This window comes from Gloeocapsopsis sp. IPPAS B-1203 (assembly GCF_002749975.1).
In the GTDB taxonomy this organism is placed as follows: Bacteria; Cyanobacteriota; Cyanobacteriia; order Cyanobacteriales; family Chroococcidiopsidaceae; genus Gloeocapsopsis.
The window spans coordinates 145,293-163,157 of sequence record NZ_PEIG01000008.1 but is presented as its reverse complement, the minus strand read 5'-3'; the positions used below and the strand labels follow the sequence as shown (position 1 = coordinate 163,157).

Genomic DNA, 17,865 nt, shown 5'->3' with positions numbered 1-17,865 from the left:
TCAATAATTAGACCACGAAGATGGTCTTTGTTTGATTAGCTGCGAATTTATTCACCCATGATTCCCCAAGAAAAACAACTCACCAATCTTGGTATATTCCACCGCACCCCCCAACCGCGTAATTGGCTTCATGCGGACAGTATCAACTAATCCCATTTCGGGACGATACAAGTCTTCGCGGACATGAAAGCGCAAAACACGACCTAACACCATCACATTCGTAGCGCCTTCTACAGGTACAATCTGCGTGACTTGACACTCCATCGCCACAGCCGCATCAGCAATCCGTAACGGCTGCACATCAGTTGCTGGAATAGTAGTGAGTTGGGCGATTTCAAATTCATTTATGCCATAGGGTAAATCAACAGCGGTTTCAATCATGGCGTTTGCCATTGTCTCATCGACAATATGACAGACAAACTCTTTAACCTCGCGCACATTGCGTAACGTGTCTTTTTCCTTGGGTTCTTTTGTTTGCCGATATGATACCGAGAACATGATTGTGGGTGGAAAACCCGCAACAGCATTGAAAAACGAGTAAGGTGCAAGATTTGGTTTACCATCTTGACTGATTGTGGACACCCAAGCGATCGGACGAGGTGCAACAATACTAGTTAGTAAGTGATAAGGAGCGCGAGGCTCCATTTCTTCAGGCACAAAAGAAAGCATTATGCCTGTACCTCTCGGTTAAAGCGCTCAATCCAAGCCGAACGTTGAGTATTAATTGTTTTCCAATCTAAGATACTGACTCTTTGCATAAACTCACTCAACGTATTTGCTTGTAGCTGTTCAGCAATCTCAGGTGCTAACTGTACATTTCTATTTGCCGGAATATAGAAATAGGGACTACTCGAAAGATACGACTGCACTTCGTCAGAGAGTGCTGTATCAATATACGAAACTGCTACATCTAAACCCGATCGCGGATTGCTAACAACGTTCATGCTGTAACGCGCCCCAACAAGTCCTGATTCGGGTACTACCCACTCTACTGGTATTCCTCGCGTTTTCAAGTACGCAGCATCGTTATGCCACATTGGTGCAATGTCAACTTCTCCTTGTTGAAACAACGTCAACAATGCGCCAGGATTTGCAGCAACACCATTCACATTCGGTAAAATTTCTTGCAGCATACTAAATGCAGGTTCAATATTTGATTCACCTCCTCCCCGCGTGCGTGCTAACTCGACCATAAAGCTGGTTCCGAGTACGCTATTCATACTCACCAAGCCAGCACTACCAGAAAGATTGCTGTTTGATAAAGCTTCCCAAGAAGTCGGTGGAGTTTGAATTCTTTCTGTGTTGTAAGCTAAGACAACTCCTTGCGCGTAAAAAATGGGAGCGAAACCTTCAGTACTCAGAAACGCAGACTCAACATTTTTGACATTTTCACTTGAATCTGCGGGAAATTTTTGAATCAAACCTTCGCTGATGGCAATATTTGTCTGTCCATCATCCAGCAGCACCACATCAAATGGTGGATTAGTTGCAGATGCTTTGAGACGTGCAACTTGCTCAAATGCTAATAATGGCACAATACTTGTTTGTGTTCCAGTCGCTTCAGCAAACTCAGGGACTATTTTTTCGCGAGTCAGCGTTTCGGTTGTGCCAGGAAACGCTGCTGTTACAAACTGCCCGCTACCTTGAGGTGATGACGATGTATCTGTAGTTGTATCAGTAGCACAACTTTTGAGCAGCCAACTCGCGCCCGCAAACATAGCAGCACCCAGAACTGTGCGACGCGAAAACTGATGAGCAAACAACTTTGACATAATCTAATTTAAGTAACCTTTAAAAAACGACGTTAACTATCCGCCGCGAAACAGCGAAAAACCCCAAGGTGAAACTTTAAGTGGAAGATGATAATGTTGCTCGACCTCACTAATACCAAATCGAAACGGAACAATATCTAGAAAGGGAAATTCATCAGGTAAAGCGTAACCAAGTTGACGGTAAAACTCACCAATATGAAAGACAACTTCGTAGTTACCAGGCTCAACATTTTCACCCCGAACCACAGAATGATCTAACACGCCTTGGTGCGATAACACACCTGCTGCAATCTGATCGCCGCCTTTGAAAATCTCCACTTCCATTCCAGCGGCGGGTAGTCCCCGCGTGACATCAACAACATGAATTGAAATTCCACCTGCCATAAAAGCGCTTCAAGAAGAATGGTTAAAGAGAAAAAACTGATTTACTGCGAAGTTCTGAGTGAATGATAAATATCTTTTACTACCAATTACCCATTACCTATTCCCTCTTCTTTTAAGACTTAACCAAGAACTTAGATAAACCTGAGACACGCTCCATCAGGATCATCAACAACGCCGTGATCACAATTAGAATTCCTGAAATGGCTGCGGCGCGGACATCTAAATCGTTTTCAATCATTGACCACATCCGAATTGGTAAAACTTCCGTACGAGCATCGGATAAAAACAAGGAAACCGTGATATTGTCAAACGAAGTCAAAAATGCCATGAATGCGCCTGTAATGACACCCTGTTTAACTAGCGGTAGCGTGACGTGAAAGAAGGTATAAACAGGACTTGCACCTAGTACAGTTGAAGCTTCCCGCAGCGATGTTCCCAGTTGAATTAAACTCGCAAGCGTCGTGCGGATCAGGTAAGGAATACAAATAACAACGTGACTAATCACAAGTGTAATTAAGGAAAGTCTAATTCCCAATAAACTGAAATAAGTCAGAATTCCTAAACCTACGGCAATACCTGGTAAAGCCAACGGTGACATCACTAGTGCATCCATCGCAGCTACCCAGCGGGCGCGACTTCCTGCCATTGCCAAAGAAGCACAAACACCGAGTACGATACAAATTAACGTTGTCCACAACGCAGCTTGAAAACTGGTTATCGCTGCTGACCATAATTCGGGATAGTTGAACAGCGCTACATACCACTGCAACGAAAAACCTGTGGGCGGAAATCGCAAAGTTTGTGCTGAACTGAACGAGGCAATTAAGACAATTAAAGTTGGTAATGTTAGGACAAATAGGCTAAAAATAGCAATACCCCACATGACCCAATTAAAAGATAGGCGATCTAATTTATCAAACTGACCTGTTGAAGTGCGAACGGTTGTAGTAGTTGACACAGGTTAACTCCTAGCGAACGTAATCACGACTTTTTTGACCCAAACTACTGAGTCCAAAGACAACGATTAAAACCATTACGAGTAAAATTGCTGAGATCGTCGCGGCAAATGAACGATTTAAAAGCACGACGCCTTGTTGATAAATCAGTGTGGGCATATACATAATTTGACCGCCACCGATAATCGAGGGAGTCACGAAAGAACTGACTGTAATTGCAAAAACAAGCAAGCAACCGGAAATAATTCCAGGTAGTGTTAGCGGAAAAGTAATTTTCCAAAATGTTCGCCAAGCACCACCACCCAAACTTGCAGATGCTGCGGCGAGTCGCGAATCGATCTGTGCTAAAGATGCAACGATGGGCAAAATCATCAAAGGTAGCTGAATTTGCGTCATGGCGATCGCCACCCCTTGATGGGTAAACAGTAATCTAATCGGTTCTTCTGTCAGCCCCACGCCTTGTAAAAGCGAATTGATCAGTCCTTGTCTTCCTAAAATGACAACCCAGCCAAAAGTCCGCACCACCGAACTTGTGAGCAGTGGTAACAAAATCAAAAATGTCAGAAGTCCCTTCCACTTTGCGGGTGCATTCGCATAGATATACGCAACAGGATATCCAAATAATAAACAAGCAAGCGTTACTTGCACTCCTAACCAAAAAGTATCGAGTAAAACCTTACGATTTACGGCATCCTGGAAAAATTGCCAGTATTGCGCCAAAGTAAAGCTAGGGACATCAGGTGCAGTTTGAAAACTTGATGCCAGCAAAACAGCTAAGGGTGCAACATAGAATAAATGCAAGAAAATGGCGAGTGGTAGTGCTAACTGCCATTCTCGTGGGGCAAATAACTTAGCGGTCATGTTAAATTTTTACCTCTCGATCAAAACGCTCAATCCAAGCTGAACGATTAGGGTTAATCGCCTGCCAATCTGGAATAAAGACCACCTCATCTAGGCGATCGCTCGGACTTTTCCCCAGCTTTTGCGCGAGTTCTTCCGGAATCGGCGCATCTTGGTGCGTGGGAACAAAGTTATACGGTGGCTGTGCCATCGCACTTTGCACTTCTAACGAAAGTGCCGTGTCAATGTAAGCTGCTGCAAGTTCAGTCGCTCCTGAGTTTCTGACAATTTGCAATGAGGAACTCGATGAAGCTAGTTCTTCGGTAGGAGCAACCCATTCCACACTGGCTCCTTTGCCGCGAATGCCGCTAATATAGTCAAACCAATGCGGTGCAATATCGATTTCACCCTGCTGTAAAAGTGTTGCTAAACTTCCAGGATTCGGAGCAACCGCAGCAAGATTCGGGCGAAGCTGCGCTAATTTGGCAAATGCACCTTCCACATCATTTTCACTACCTCCTTCTAACCGTGCTAGTTCGACAAAAAACGTCGTTCCCAACCCACTTTCTAATGAAGGAATCCCGATGCGATCGCGATACTCTGAACTCCAAAGATCTAAGAGCGATCGCGGTGGATTTGTAATGCGTTCGGGATTGTAGGCAATTCCCAAAACTTGCGATCCCACCATTGGGGCTAATGATTGATTGTGATACTGCGGCAGAATCTTGGCATGATTTTGACTCGCATCTTGCGGGAATTCTTGAAGAACGCCTTCGGCATTTGCCATAAACATCGGTCCTTCCGGAATCAAAATGACATCATATGGAGGTTGCTGACGCGCTGCTAGCACTTTGGCAACAGCTTCTAAACCTGGTTCAGAAACAACACGCACATTGGCGTTATGCACTTTTATAAATGAACTTGCAAGTTCGCGACGATGCCCTTCTTCCCAAGAACCACCATAAGTTGTCACAATTAATTCTTGGGTACTTGATACCGATGATGCGTTTTGACATCCTTTTAACAACAAACTAGAGCCAATAAAAAGTCCTGCACCAAGTACAGCGCGGCGGGTCATTTTAGTGGTTAGTACGTGAGACATAGTGTTTTCACTAGATAGAAGCAGCTACACAGAGAAAGAAGCAGGGGAGATTAGAGCATTGAATTTCTAATTGTTTTTGTTGATATGCATAGACGAAGTTTACTTGTGTCGTTTTGTACAACCTTGTTTCATGAGTCCACGCAGGTGGACTTTGTTTTTCAGCCGCGACTTTAGTCGCTAGGCTATCTTCACGTCAAACTTGTACTTCGCGATCAAATCGCTCAATCCAAGCCGTACGCTGTTTATTAATAGCGTTCCAATCAAGAAGTACCAATTTATCTAAAACCTCTTCTGAGTTATTACCCAGCTTTTCTGCCAACACACCCGATAAGACAACATTGCGATTAGAAGGTAAAAAGTAATAAGGCTCCGATGCCATTGCACTTTGCACATCAGCACTCAGCGCAGTATCAATAAAAGCAGCTGCCAATTCTGGATTAACAGTTGTATTTCTAACAATCTGTTGCGCCGGACGCAAGGCAATTCCGCCTTCTTGAGGCATTACCCAATCAATATTCACGCCGCGCGATCGCAAAGCAACAACATTATTCAGATCGTGTGGTGCTAAATCAATTTCCTCTTGTTGAAAGAGTGTCGCTAAAGCTCCTGCATTCGATGCAATGCCTGTTAAATTTGGTTTTAAATCTTGAAGTGCGCTAAACGCTGGCTCAATATTAGTCTCATCGCCCCCACGCATTTTTGCAATTTGTACCATCAAAGAAGTGCCTTGAGTCGTCTGCATTCCTTGCATCGATACTCGATTGCGATACTTGGAATCCCACAAATCTTCCCAAGAAGTCGGCGGAGTTGATACTGTTTTGGGATTATAAGCAATACCCATAACTTGAACGCCTGTTGTTGGTCCCCAGCCATCAGGATTTTGCAACTCTGGTAAGACATCGGCGTAATTTTGAATTAGCTCTACATCGGGCTTGACAAATAACTGTTCTTGTGATGCTGCGTTGAATGGTCCTTCATCAAGTAAAACAATATCAAATGGAGGATTATTCGGTGATGCCGTAAGTTGAGCGACTTGCTCTAGTGAAACCATCGGCACTAAGCTCACTTCGCCTCCAGTAGCTTTAGTAAAAGCTGGAATCAGAACGTTGCGATAAAACTGTTCCCAACTACCAGCAAAGCAAGTAGCAATAATTCTTCCACCCGTAGTACTGCCACTTGTTGCAGTTGTTCCACCACAAGCTTTGACGAGACTTGTCGCTGCAAATAAACTTGCTCCCAAAAAAGCACGTCGAGAAAGATCATTTAATCTCCGGTGGTACATAATCATAAGTGGATGAACATAAACATTCATTAAAAGTAGGGTTTGCTCAAGCTTGGACAGTTTGATCAAATTGCTCGATCCATGCTGTACGGTGTTTGTTAATCGTTCCCCAGTCCAAAAACTCTAACTTGCTCAAAATTTCTTCGAGATTGTTACCGAGTTTTTGAGCGATCGCCCCTGGAATCGGAACATTACGATTAGTCGGCAAAACATAATTTGTCTCAGTCATTTGTGTTTGAACATCGGTACTGATCGCAGCATCAATATAAGCAGTTGCTAGTTCCACACTTGCTGTGGGATTTTGCACAATTGTCATAATTGGTGTCAGTGCAAATCCGCCTTCTTGTGGCATCACCCAATCTATATCGACTCCCTTTGATTGCAGCAATTTGACACTATTTAAGTCATGTGGTGCGAGATCTACCTCGCCTTGCTGAAATAGAGTAATGAGTGCACCTGCATTTGCAACAACACCTGTCAAATTCGGTGTGAGTTCTTCTAGCGCATCAAATGCGGGTTCTAGATTTTCTGCACTTCCACCGTGAATTTTGGCAATTTTCTGCATGAAGCCAATCGTATGATTGTTTCGCATTGCCATAAGTGCCACACGACCTTTGTATTGCGAACTCCATAAATCTTGCCAAGAAGATGGTGGTGTTTTGACAGTTCGGGGATTGTAAGCAATACCCACTGCTTGTACTCCAATTAATGCCCCCCAAGCATCTTGAGTTTGAAATTGTGCAGCCAACTCGCTGTAGTTTTGCAGTTGCTGAGTTGGTAGTTTCTGAAAAAGTTTTTCTTTCGGAACACCTTCAAATACGCCAGAGTCTAGCGACAGTACATCAAAGGGTGGATTATTAGGAGATGCTTGTAATTTGGCAACTTGATCTGCTGAAACTAACGGAACTAACGCGGCTTCGGCATTGGTATCCGCAGTAAATTGTGGCACAAGAACCGTACGATTAAATTGCTCCCATGAACCTGGTAAAGTTGTTGCAATTAATTTTCCACCAGTAGTAGGCGTGTTGGATGTTGTTGCACTGTTAGCACATGCTTTAAGAAGTAAACTTGCACCGGCAAATACACTTGTTCCTAGCATGGCTCGACGACTCATGACGAGCATTCGGCGGTTTAACATATGTTTTTATACCGTGACTTCTCGGTTAAAGCGCTCAATCCATTGCGATCGCTGTTGAGAGATCATTTCCCAATCTTGATAAATAAACTTTTCGTACTCGTCAAAGTTAGTAGCAATCTTTTCGGCGAGAACACCCTGAAGAGGTGCATTTCTGTTTACTGGTGCAACATAGTATGGAGCCTCTGCCATTGCAGTTTGCACTTCGGTACTTAAAGCAGTATCAATATAAGCTGTTGCTAATTCCACACTCGATGTGGGATTTTTCACGACATGCATCGACGCACCAAAAGCGTAACTACCTTCGCGAGGAATCACCCATTCCACATCAATGCCCTTATCTTGCAACACGGCAATACTGCTGAGATTGTGCGGAGCAATATCTACTTCCCCTTGTTGAAATAGTGTCGATAAAGCACCTGGATTTGCAGCAACGGCTGCTAAGTTGGGTAGTAACTCTTCTACGGCTTGAAAGGCTGGCTCAATATTTGTCTCACTTCCGCCATTCATCTTGGCAATTTCAACCATCCACCCTGTACCAAGGCTACTATTCATGTTAGGAATACCAACCCGACCGCGATACTGTGACAACCACAAGTCTTTCCATGAAGATGGTGGAGTTGTAATTTTTTTCGGGTTGTAGGCAATACCAACAAACTGTAATCCGACAATGGGTCCCCAATTGCCTGTATCTGCACCTTGATAGCGTGGTAAGATGTCTGCAAAGTGTTGACTTAGATTAGCTGGGAACGTTTGTAGAATGTCTTGTTTTGGGGCAGTAATTAACGGACCTGGATCGAGAATTGCTGTGTCAAACGGTGGATTTGTCGCAGATGCTTGCAAACGTGCAACTTGATCGACAGCTAAAAGAGGAACTAATGTGACATCGGCTCCTCTTGCTTGCTTAAAAGCTGGTACTAAGATACTACGGTGCGCATCTTCCCAATTACCAGGATAAGTTGCAGCGACTAAACGTCCTCCTTGCGATGAATTACCGCTTCCTTGCGATTGGTTACAGGAACCTAACCCTGTCATCGCCATACCTGCCATAAAACTTGCGCCCAGAAATGTGCGGCGCTTCATGCGATAGTTCATATATGCATTTTTAACAGACAGGATGAAATGAATGTGTAAACGATGCTCAACTCACTGCTGGAAATAACGCGCAAGCTTGCGGCGATGCGAGTTCTAGATAAATTTGCTGTCCTTGTTGCAGAGGACGAGTTCCAGGAAGGCGAGGTTGTGTTACCTTAACTTTCGTATTAGGTGCAATTTGCATTTCGTATGCCATTACAGCCCCTAAAGGTAAACACATTTCTACGATAGTTGGTAAAGAGTGCGTACTAGGTTGGGTTTGAATCCGTAAATTTTCAGGTCGGACTGCTAGTAGAACATCATTGTGTGACTTTACTGTATCTTGATTTGCAACGCGCAGTTGACCTCCTCCAGGAACTTCTACAACGCAGTCTGCGGTATCCTGTTCGATCAGCTTGCCAGGTAAGAGGTTACACGTACCAACAAATGTACTGACAAACAGTGTTGCAGGTTGATCATAGATTTGAGTGGGAGTATCAAATTGATGGATTGTTCCCTGCGACATGACTGCGATGCGATCTGACATACTCATTGCTTCTTCTTGGTCATGAGTCACCAGAATTGCTGTAATCCCTTGCTCTTTTAACAGGCGGCGAATTTCAATTTGCATATCAAGGCGCAAATTTTTATCTAGAGCACTAAAAGGCTCATCTAAGAGCATGAGTTTTGGTTCTACTGCTAAAGCACGGGCGATCGCAACTCGCTGCTGTTGTCCACCGGACAATTCACTCGGATAACGCTTGGCTAAATGACCGAGTTGTACAAGTTCGAGCATCTCTCCCACTTTGTTGGCAACTCTACCACGCGGAAATCGGTTGGCACGTAATCCATATGCCACATTGTCCCAAACGTTCATATGTGGAAAGAGTGCATAATTTTGAAAGACAATTCCCACACCCCGCTGCTTTGGAGAAAGTGCGCCGACTGATTGACCATCAATCAAAATTTTGCCAGAGCTTGGTTTGAGAAAGCCAGAAATAATTCGTAGCAGTGTTGTTTTACCACAACCACTCGGACCGAGGAGTGAGACAAATTCACCAGGTTGAATATTTAAGTGAATATCTTGCAGCGCTACCATGTCACCAAAACGATGCACGATATCCTCAAGTGCCAAGCTATGACCAGAGTACTCTTCACTGGCTCGAACTGGAACAGGGCTGCTCACTAACTCAATATGCTTCACCGATTCCATATCTAGATACTAAGTAGGGTTTACATCAGCCTCACAATTTAATTTGCAATAATCTGGCATCTTACTTTGTGCTGATTTTGTACTCGTTCAAAGGAGATATTAAACTAATGATTGACTAGGATACTGTATACAAAAAAGAATGATGTATCACAGACAACAAATTTTCCCGTATTGAGCATGGACAGACAAGATGCCTACACTACATATCGATATTTAATTGATTAATTACTTTGCTGATGTTTGCTATGTGTTATCAATTGACCACGGTACAAGCCATACTTTAAGATAAAATCATCAGCTTGAGGATACTGCTCACAGATGCCAAACAATGCTGACCATTAAAAAAAATTCTGAAACAAACTATGTTGGATGAGTTCTAATGTACTGAATTTTACAGAACTCATTGATGATTTCACAGCTAATAAGTGATCTTGTAGCGCTATGAGATAATGCGGGAGCTTTTTTCTGAAGCAATGTCTTGCTCCATATACATTATTAAATATTTATTTTGTGATAGCTCACAAGCTCAAATTAAACAATTACAGAATGAGCAGCCTTGATATATTATCTACATTCATCATTTAGAGAAACTCATTCCCATGTTACTCTCAAAGCTCTCAGCAAGAAATGCTTAGCCATTCTTGAACAGAATTAGTTATGTAAACAGCAAAATAACGATGCAGCAACCGTGTTTCCACTGACCTTCAAACTTAATACAAATTTTAATAACAAAGCATTAAGAAACAGTTGCTAACCTTAGATGTGGTTAGTACATTATCCATCTATAAACTTGTTCAAGAGACTGAACCTCTCTACTGCACATCGTTTCTTCTAAGTGGCAAAACTAATATTAAGTATTAAAAACAATAACAGTACACGTAGATAAATTGTTGCTAGTTTACAGTGCTGTCATTTGAATGGCGAAGAGGTACTCATTAATGTGCAATGGTTAAACTTCCCTCACTGAGTTGTTTCATTTTACCATGCTTGAAAAACAACCAACTTGAGAGCTTTAGAAATTGTGTTGATGTACATTTAAACATTGACATAATGTGTTTGTGTATAGCTTTATATCAATTTTGTAAGCATTGGTTTAAATACAAATTTTGAGTAAAGCTCTGATTAAGATTCTGACGTTTAATTTACTTGAGCATAAGATGGATGCAGTTCAGAATTTATCAACCTTACAACTAATAAAAAGCACAAGATATGAGCTAAATGAGATATTCAGAACATTCTATATTCTCTATTTTCTTCAGCTATACTACTTGATTATTTTTGGCTACCGTATATCTACTGAAGTTGGGTGTTTCACAACCTAATAAGCTATGTTTTTGTAAATAGCTTAGGTGTAATACTGTTATATTCTCTTTTTTCAAATAAAACATTTTTATTGTTTTTTATATTCATATCGAAGTTTTCAAATTCATTTTTTTTGTAAAATGCTAAGTTTTATAAGCCAACAATACATCAGCAGAAGTACAGGACGTAATTTAGAAGAAACTATATGCATACAAGAAAACTAATTATTAAGGCGGGACATACCGAAAGTCAGTATTGGAAAGATATTTGGAAATATCGAGAGCTATTTTACTTTCTTGCTTGGCGTGATGTTTTGGTGCGTTATAAGCAAACAGTTATTGGGATGACATGGGCATTGCTTCGCCCATTTTTAACAATGGTTGTATTTAGCATTGTATTTGGTCGATTGGCAAATCTACCTACTGAAGGTAATACACCCTACCCAATTCTCGTTTATGCTGCTATGTTACCTTGGCAGTTTTTCTCTGGTGCATTGACAGAATGCAGTAATAGTTTAATTAGCAACGCTAACTTACTTTCTAAAGTTTACTTTCCCCGCTTAATTATTCCCACCAGTGCAGTCATTGTCAGCTTTGTTGATTTCATGATTTCTGGCATAATTTTATTAGGATTAATGGCATGGTACAACTTTGTCCCTGATTGGCGAGTTTTGACTTTACCATTATTTATTCTGGTTGCTTTTGCAGCGTCAATGGGTGCGGGATTGTGGCTAGCAGCATTAACTGTAGAATATCGAGATTTCCGCTATGTTGTACCGTTTATTGTGCAGTTTGGTTTATACATTTCGCCAGTAGGTTTTAGTAGCACAATTGTTCCCGAAAAGTGGCGCTTAATATATTCACTCAATCCAATGGTAGGAGTAATTGACGGTTTTCGTTGGGCAATTTTGGGTAGTGAATCGCAGATATATATGCCTGGATTTGTACTTTCTCTAGCTTTAGTTGCGGTACTGCTATGGACTGGTATTTCATACTTCCGCAAAGTTGAGCGTACTTTTGCTGACGTGATTTAGGTAGGAGTTAGATAAATGTCATCAATAATTCAGGTTGAGAACTTAAGTAAAAAGTACGTTCTTGGACATCAAAAGGAAGGTAATGTCCGTTACAAGACATTTCGTGAGGCAATGAACAGTACTGCACAATCCTTAGTTGGTACTTTAAAACCTCTTTCTAAAAAAGAAACAAAGCAAATTCGAGAAGAGTTTTGGGCTTTGAAAGAGGTTTCTTTTGAGATTAAACAAGGTGAAGCTGTTGGTATTATTGGACGTAATGGCGCAGGAAAGTCAACATTATTAAAACTATTGAGTCGGATTACAGAACCTACTGCAGGTAGCATAGCTGTCAGAGGACGAGTCGCAAGTTTATTAGAAGTAGGAACAGGATTTCACCCAGAATTAACTGGTAGAGAAAACATCTACCTTAATGGTTCTATTTTAGGAATGAGTAGAACCGAAATTAAGCAAAAATTTGATGAAATTGTCGCCTTTGCTGAAGTTGAGAAGTTTTTAGATACCCCAGTCAAGCGTTACTCTTCTGGAATGTATGTCCGCCTTGCATTTTCAGTTGCAGCCCACTTAGAACCAGAAATTTTAATTGTAGATGAAGTACTAGCGGTAGGTGATTCAACATTTCAAAAGAAGTGTTTAGGAAAAATGGGAGATGTGGCAACAAAAGAAGGACGAACAGTCTTATTTGTTAGTCATAGTATGCAAGCGATCGCCCAATTAACTAAACGTTGTGTACTTCTTTTCAAAGGTGGCGTTCAATTTGATGGTTGTACAGATAAAGCTATGCAGTTGTACATGGCTGGGCAAAAATCTGCAGATGAACAACCAGCTTATTATCAAGCACCTACCAACAAAACAGGCAACTATGTAGCTTGGGTACGAGCATATACCTCTGAAGAACAAGGAGTTCATTGCTGGGGGAAACCTATTACTTTTGAGTTTGCACTCAACGTAGATAAACCACACCACAGTTTATGTTTTTCTTTTCAAGTGGTAGATGAACTCCAACAACCAATTTGTATTTTTTGGTTATTTGATTCTCAAGCTCCTTTCCGTAAAGAAGCAGGAACTTTTATTCTGCGTTGCGAAATACCAAAGTCAAGGCTTTATATGGGTTCTTATACCTTAACTACATGGTTTTCTGAGCGTTCTAGCAATACTTTATTGGAAAATTTAACTAATATCTGCCCGTTTGAAGTCACTATGCATGGTACTCAACGAGAAGAATATGAATGGCAAGCTAATGAATGCAAATACATAGAAGATGCTATTTGGACATCTTACAGAAATATCTAGAAATACTTAAATCTTCTATTCGTAATATTAAGAAAGGTAATAAAAAATGCCAATCAACAATGATGTAAAACTAGGTAGCAACGTCAAGATTTTTCATCCTCATTTAGTTAATCTCTATGGTTGCACAATTGGCGACGAAACTAAAATTGGCACATTTGTCGAGATTCAAAAAAATGTTGCGATCGGCTCTCGGTGTAAAGTGTCATCTCATACCTTTATTTGCGAGGGTGTGGTTATAGAAGACGAAGTATTCGTTGGTCATGGAGTTATGTTTACTAATGACCTTTATCCTCACGCTACCAATCAAGATGGTAGTCTGCAAACAGAAGCAGATTGGTCTGTAATTGAAACTCGCGTGAAGCGCCGTGCCTCTATTGGCAGCAATGCAACTATCCTACCAGGAGTCACAATTGGGGAAAATGCCATAGTTGGGGCTGGAGCTGTCGTCACTTGTGATGTTCCTGATAATACAACTGTGGTAGGAGTACCAGCTCGCATTGTAGGCAATATCCGTGACGCCCACGAACCTAGAGTTAGCTTATCAGAGTTGCCAAAACAGTATGTCAGTTAAGTAGGAAAAGAAATTAGACCTAATGTATCTGTATTAAGTTAAACAGGCTTTTTTATAAGAATAAGTATATTCAACAAAATGAGTAGTCAAATTGATACTAACGAAGTTTTTATAGCTCAAGCTCAAACAATTGAGCAAACATTATTTACAACTCAATCACCACAAGCTTCAGGTAAGACTGACGGTATTCCCTACGAACTAGGGATGAAGTTCCAAAGTACCAAGGCAGGTCAAATTACGGCAATTCGTTATTGGAAATCATCGAGTGAGACTGGCACTCATGTTGGTAAAATTTGGTCATCAACAGGTTCTCTTTTAGCTAGTGTAACTTTCTCCAATGAAACGGGTTCTGGTTGGCAACAGCAAGCTCTCAGTACACCACTAGATATTCAAGCCAACACAACCTACGTCGTCAGTGTCAATGTCAATCTTTACTACCCCATAACTCTAAGTGGGTTGGCAAGTTCAGTTGTCAATGGAGATCTCAACTCGGTTGCTGACGGCAGCAATGGAGTTTACAACACTAGTCCAGGATCTTTCCCAACTAGTGCTTGGAACAATAGTAACTACTACCGCGATATAGTCTTCGTTGCTAGCAATAATTCTTCTCCCCCACCTCCCCCTCCAACCTCAAATAACCAATTCATTTTTACAACTCAGACGCCACAAGTTCCAAACGAAACTGACGGTGTTTCTTACGAACTAGGAATGAAATTCCGCAGTGCCAAAGCAGGACAGATTACTGCAATTCGTTATTGGAAAGCACCGAGTGATAGTGGTAGCCATGTTGGTAAAATTTGGTCGTCAAACGGTACTCTTTTAGCCAGTGTAGCTTTCGCAAACGAAACAGCATCTGGTTGGCAGCAGCAGACTCTCAGTACACCCCTGAATATTCAAGCTAATACAACCTACGTAGTCAGTGTCAATATTCATAGCCACTATGTTGCTACTACTAACGGATTAGCAAGCTCAGTTGTCAATGGAGATATCAGCTCTGTTGCTGATGGCAACAATGGAGTATTTGGTAATTCGGGAACTTTTCCTACCAATTCTTGGCGAAACAGTAACTATTTCCGTGACATAGCCTTCAGTGCTGGCAATTTTCCCACGATTACTAAAGTAAGTGGAGACAATCAAAGCGGTACAGTAGGAACTACCTTGTCTAACCCATTAGTTGTTCAAGTCAAAGACAGTGCTGGTAATCCTCTATCAGGAGTCACAGTCAACTTTGCAGTTGTGAGTGGAGGTGGTACAGTTTCACCTACTACTGCCGTAACTAACACCAACGGTCAAACAAGCACGACACTGACTTTGGGAACAACTGCTGGTGCAGTCAATACTGTAAGTGTGACAGCCCCCAACACAGATAGCGTTACTTTCACTGCTAGAGCTAATCCCACAAATCCTAACCCCATTTATTTAGAGAACCTCAATCCTGGTACGACTAACTGGAAGCTAGTCAACCGAGCTAGTGGTGAGATTGCTGGCTACGCCTCAGCCACTAGTGTCAATAAAGGAGGATCGCTAGACATTAAAGTTTCTCTGGGAAAAGCCGGACAGTTTACTATCGACGTGTACCGCTTGGGTTATTATGGCGGCACAGGAGGGAGACTAATGGCGAGCAGCGGTTCGCTAAATGGTAACACCCAACCCGCCTGTACTCTAGAACCCAATACCCGCTTGGTTGAGTGTAACTGGGCAACTTCCTACGTTTTGCAAGTAGGTAACAACTGGACTAGTGGTTTGTATGTAGCTAAGTTAACTGACCTCGCAACAAGCAAAGTAGCCCACGTGTGGTTTGTTGTGCGCGATGATAGCAGCAATGCAGACGTTCTATTCCAAAGTGCGGTTTCTACTGTTTTGGCTTATAGCACGACAGGAGGTTACAGCTTATACAGCTTTAACAGCATTGGTGGTCAAAGAGCTTTCAAAGTTTCCTACGATCGCCCCTTCTCTCAAGCAAGCATTCAAGAGTCTTATGAAGCTGACACGCCCTTGCGATGGGAGTACAACATGATTCGTTGGCTGGAATCTCAAGCTTACAATGTCACCTACACAGACAATATGCAAGTACACACCGATGGACGAAAATTACTCAATCACAAAGTATTTTTGTCAGTAGGTCACGACGAGTACTGGTCTAAAGAAATGCGCGATGCTGTTGAAGCTGCTCGCAATACCAAAATTAATCTCGGATTTTTCTCGGCGAATACTTGTTACTGGCGAGTCAGGTTTGAAAATTCTACTCCTGCCGCTGGTCAAGTGAAGCCCAACCGAATCATGGCGTGCTACAAACAAGATTGGACATTAGATCCAGTTGCTCAGCAACAAGGAGCCTCAGCAGCTACCAATAAGTTCCGCAGTGCCCAGAACCAGAGACCAGAAAACGCCTTGCTAGGAGTCATGTATGGTAGCGACACCCCAAATATTTACGGTGGTTTTAATTATATCGTAACTAACAGTACTGATCCTTACTATGCAAACACAGGACTCAAAAATGGAGATCAACTCGGTCTCTTAGTTGGCTATGAATGGGACTTCATTGTTAACAACGGGTTTAGTCCTTCTGGTCTTGTCACTTTGTCCCAATCAACAGTTCAGCCTGCTCCTTTATTACCAAACTTCGACGAACCGCCAGGAGAACAAGCCCTTCCCTCGAACCAAGATTTCACTAAAGCCCATTCAGTTCGCTATACGGCTAGTAGTGGAGCTAAAGTTTTCGCCTCTGGAACCATTCAGTGGGCATGGGGGCTAGACAGTGATGGTGTCAGCCCAGCGCGGGAAGATGTTCGCGTTAAGCAAATAACTGTCAATATCTTGGCAGATATGGGAGCCAAACCTCAATTTCCAGATAACAACATCATTATTTCTTAAAGATTGCATATATGAATTTAAGACTAAAACGGAGACGATTTGGTAAGTTAGCGCTAGCTAGTGCTGCCACAACTGTACTCTCTAACATTGCAACTACGTCCTTTGCTCAACAGCCGCCACTCACTATTTATGGCGTGCGTCTTACTTCAGCTAGCAGCAGGATCACAGAAGATCTAGCCGATGCCTCAACTGCTAATAAAACTCCAGGAATCGTCTTACAAGCTGTAAACTTAGTAACAAGTCAAGAAGTTTTAACTACGGAAATTGCTGCACAAACTGTTCAAAATCAACAGGAAACTATCGAGATCATCAACAAAGCTTTTGTGATTAAAAAGCCTTCGGAACGGGTAACTGGTTTTACTGCGCTGTCAAATGGAACATTTGTTGTTTCCGTCTCAGCAGCTACTAGAAGAGGTGATTTTAGTCGATTTATACTTTTCAACGAAGATGGTAGAACTGCACCAAGAGGCTTAAAAGCGAGAAGAATTAAAAAGAAAAATACAGTTGAAAGTTTATTAGCAATCCAAAACGACCAGATTCTGAGTGTTGTTAGTTTAAATCAAGGTCAACCGCCTTTTGAACTAGCAGTTATTAATTTCAGATCAGGTCAAGTAGATTCCGGTGCTGCGTTAGGTCTACCAGATTTACCATTAAATCATCGGTTCAGCAATCTCGCTCAATCTCCAGACGGCAGAATCTACGCTACTGCTATGGATTCAGAAGGAGTTCCAACTCTCGTGCAGTTAGATCTGCAAAACAAATCTGCAATCACTGGTAGAGGTAAGCTTGTTCAATTGGTGCAATTGAGCCTTAATGGCAAACTTTTGAAAAATGATTTAGCAAGTCTAGCTTTCTCGCCATCAGGTCAATTATTTGCACTAGCTGATCCTGCTACTGAAGGAACTAATTCTCTATTCGTTGTTGATCTCAAATCTGGAGAGATGAAGTTACTTAGGAAATTTGCAGTTGACAAGATTGCTTTTAAAAAAGATTAGAAGTTAGTTCGCGTAACCATCGTTGTTCTATATCAATTTACT

Annotated in this window: 15 protein-coding genes; 5 read left to right on the top strand and 10 right to left on the bottom strand. The window is 41.9% G+C overall.

The features are described from left to right. Nucleotides 1-51: 51 nt before the first annotated feature. The 10 genes from CSQ79_RS15755 to CSQ79_RS15710 form a co-directional block, all read right to left on the bottom strand. On the bottom strand, nt 52-669 hold the full coding sequence (locus tag CSQ79_RS15755; protein ID WP_099702120.1) for a flavin reductase family protein: 618 nt from the start codon (nt 667-669) through the stop codon (nt 52-54). After that, nucleotides 669-1,772 (bottom strand): ABC transporter substrate-binding protein, encoded by a 1,104-nt coding sequence (locus tag CSQ79_RS15750; RefSeq protein WP_099702119.1) that lies wholly within the window; start codon nt 1,770-1,772, stop codon nt 669-671. The genes CSQ79_RS15755 and CSQ79_RS15750 overlap by 1 nt, the downstream gene beginning before the upstream one ends. Before the next feature lie 36 nt (nt 1,773-1,808). After that, nucleotides 1,809-2,156, bottom strand: coding sequence for a hydroxyisourate hydrolase (locus CSQ79_RS15745; RefSeq protein WP_099702118.1), 348 nt, complete (start codon nt 2,154-2,156; stop codon nt 1,809-1,811). Nucleotides 2,157-2,268: 112 nt separating this feature from the next. Continuing rightward, a complete protein-coding gene (locus tag CSQ79_RS15740) occupies nt 2,269-3,114 on the bottom strand; it encodes an ABC transporter permease (protein ID WP_099702117.1) in 846 nt (281 codons plus the stop codon). A gap of 10 nt (nt 3,115-3,124) precedes the next feature. Next, the gene (locus CSQ79_RS15735; RefSeq protein ID WP_099702116.1) at nt 3,125-3,973 is read right to left on the bottom strand and encodes an ABC transporter permease; all 849 of its coding nucleotides are present in this window, start codon (nt 3,971-3,973) and stop codon (nt 3,125-3,127) included. A gap of 1 nt (nt 3,974) precedes the next feature. Next, nucleotides 3,975-5,054 carry an extracellular solute-binding protein gene (locus tag CSQ79_RS15730; protein ID WP_099702115.1) on the bottom strand — a complete coding sequence of 360 codons (1,080 nt, stop codon included), beginning with the start codon at nt 5,052-5,054 and terminating at the stop codon, nt 3,975-3,977. 193 nt (nt 5,055-5,247) lie between these two features. Further along, on the bottom strand, nt 5,248-6,366 hold the full coding sequence (locus tag CSQ79_RS15725; protein ID WP_099702114.1) for an ABC transporter substrate-binding protein: 1,119 nt from the start codon (nt 6,364-6,366) through the stop codon (nt 5,248-5,250). Nucleotides 6,367-6,382: 16 nt separating this feature from the next. Next, on the bottom strand, nt 6,383-7,474 hold the full coding sequence (locus CSQ79_RS15720; protein ID WP_099702113.1) for an extracellular solute-binding protein: 1,092 nt from the start codon (nt 7,472-7,474) through the stop codon (nt 6,383-6,385). A gap of 6 nt (nt 7,475-7,480) precedes the next feature. After that, complete coding sequence (locus CSQ79_RS15715) at nt 7,481-8,566, bottom strand: extracellular solute-binding protein (RefSeq protein ID WP_099702112.1); 1,086 nt, start codon at nt 8,564-8,566, stop codon at nt 7,481-7,483. 46 nt (nt 8,567-8,612) lie between these two features. Beyond that, the gene (locus CSQ79_RS15710; protein ID WP_099702111.1) at nt 8,613-9,758 is read right to left on the bottom strand and encodes an ABC transporter ATP-binding protein; all 1,146 of its coding nucleotides are present in this window, start codon (nt 9,756-9,758) and stop codon (nt 8,613-8,615) included. Between the two features lie 1,507 nt (nt 9,759-11,265). Here CSQ79_RS15710 and CSQ79_RS15705 point away from each other — a divergent pair. The 5 genes from CSQ79_RS15705 (at nt 11,266) to CSQ79_RS15685 (ending at nt 17,823) form a co-directional block, all read left to right on the top strand. Then, on the top strand, nt 11,266-12,093 hold the full coding sequence (locus tag CSQ79_RS15705) for an ABC transporter permease (protein ID WP_099702110.1): 828 nt from the start codon (nt 11,266-11,268) through the stop codon (nt 12,091-12,093). A gap of 15 nt (nt 12,094-12,108) precedes the next feature. Further along, complete coding sequence (locus CSQ79_RS15700) at nt 12,109-13,383, top strand: ABC transporter ATP-binding protein (protein WP_099702109.1); 1,275 nt, start codon at nt 12,109-12,111, stop codon at nt 13,381-13,383. A gap of 46 nt (nt 13,384-13,429) precedes the next feature. Beyond that, on the top strand, nt 13,430-13,954 hold the full coding sequence (locus CSQ79_RS15695) for an acyltransferase (protein ID WP_099702108.1): 525 nt from the start codon (nt 13,430-13,432) through the stop codon (nt 13,952-13,954). Nucleotides 13,955-14,032: 78 nt separating this feature from the next. Continuing rightward, nucleotides 14,033-16,828 carry a N,N-dimethylformamidase beta subunit family domain-containing protein gene (locus CSQ79_RS15690; protein ID WP_099702107.1) on the top strand — a complete coding sequence of 932 codons (2,796 nt, stop codon included), beginning with the start codon at nt 14,033-14,035 and terminating at the stop codon, nt 16,826-16,828. An 11-nt stretch (nt 16,829-16,839) separates the two neighbouring features. Then, nucleotides 16,840-17,823: an SMP-30/gluconolactonase/LRE family protein gene (locus CSQ79_RS15685; protein WP_099702106.1), complete on the top strand. Its 984-nt coding sequence runs from the start codon at nt 16,840-16,842 to the stop codon at nt 17,821-17,823. The last annotated feature ends 42 nt before the right edge of the window (nt 17,824-17,865 follow it).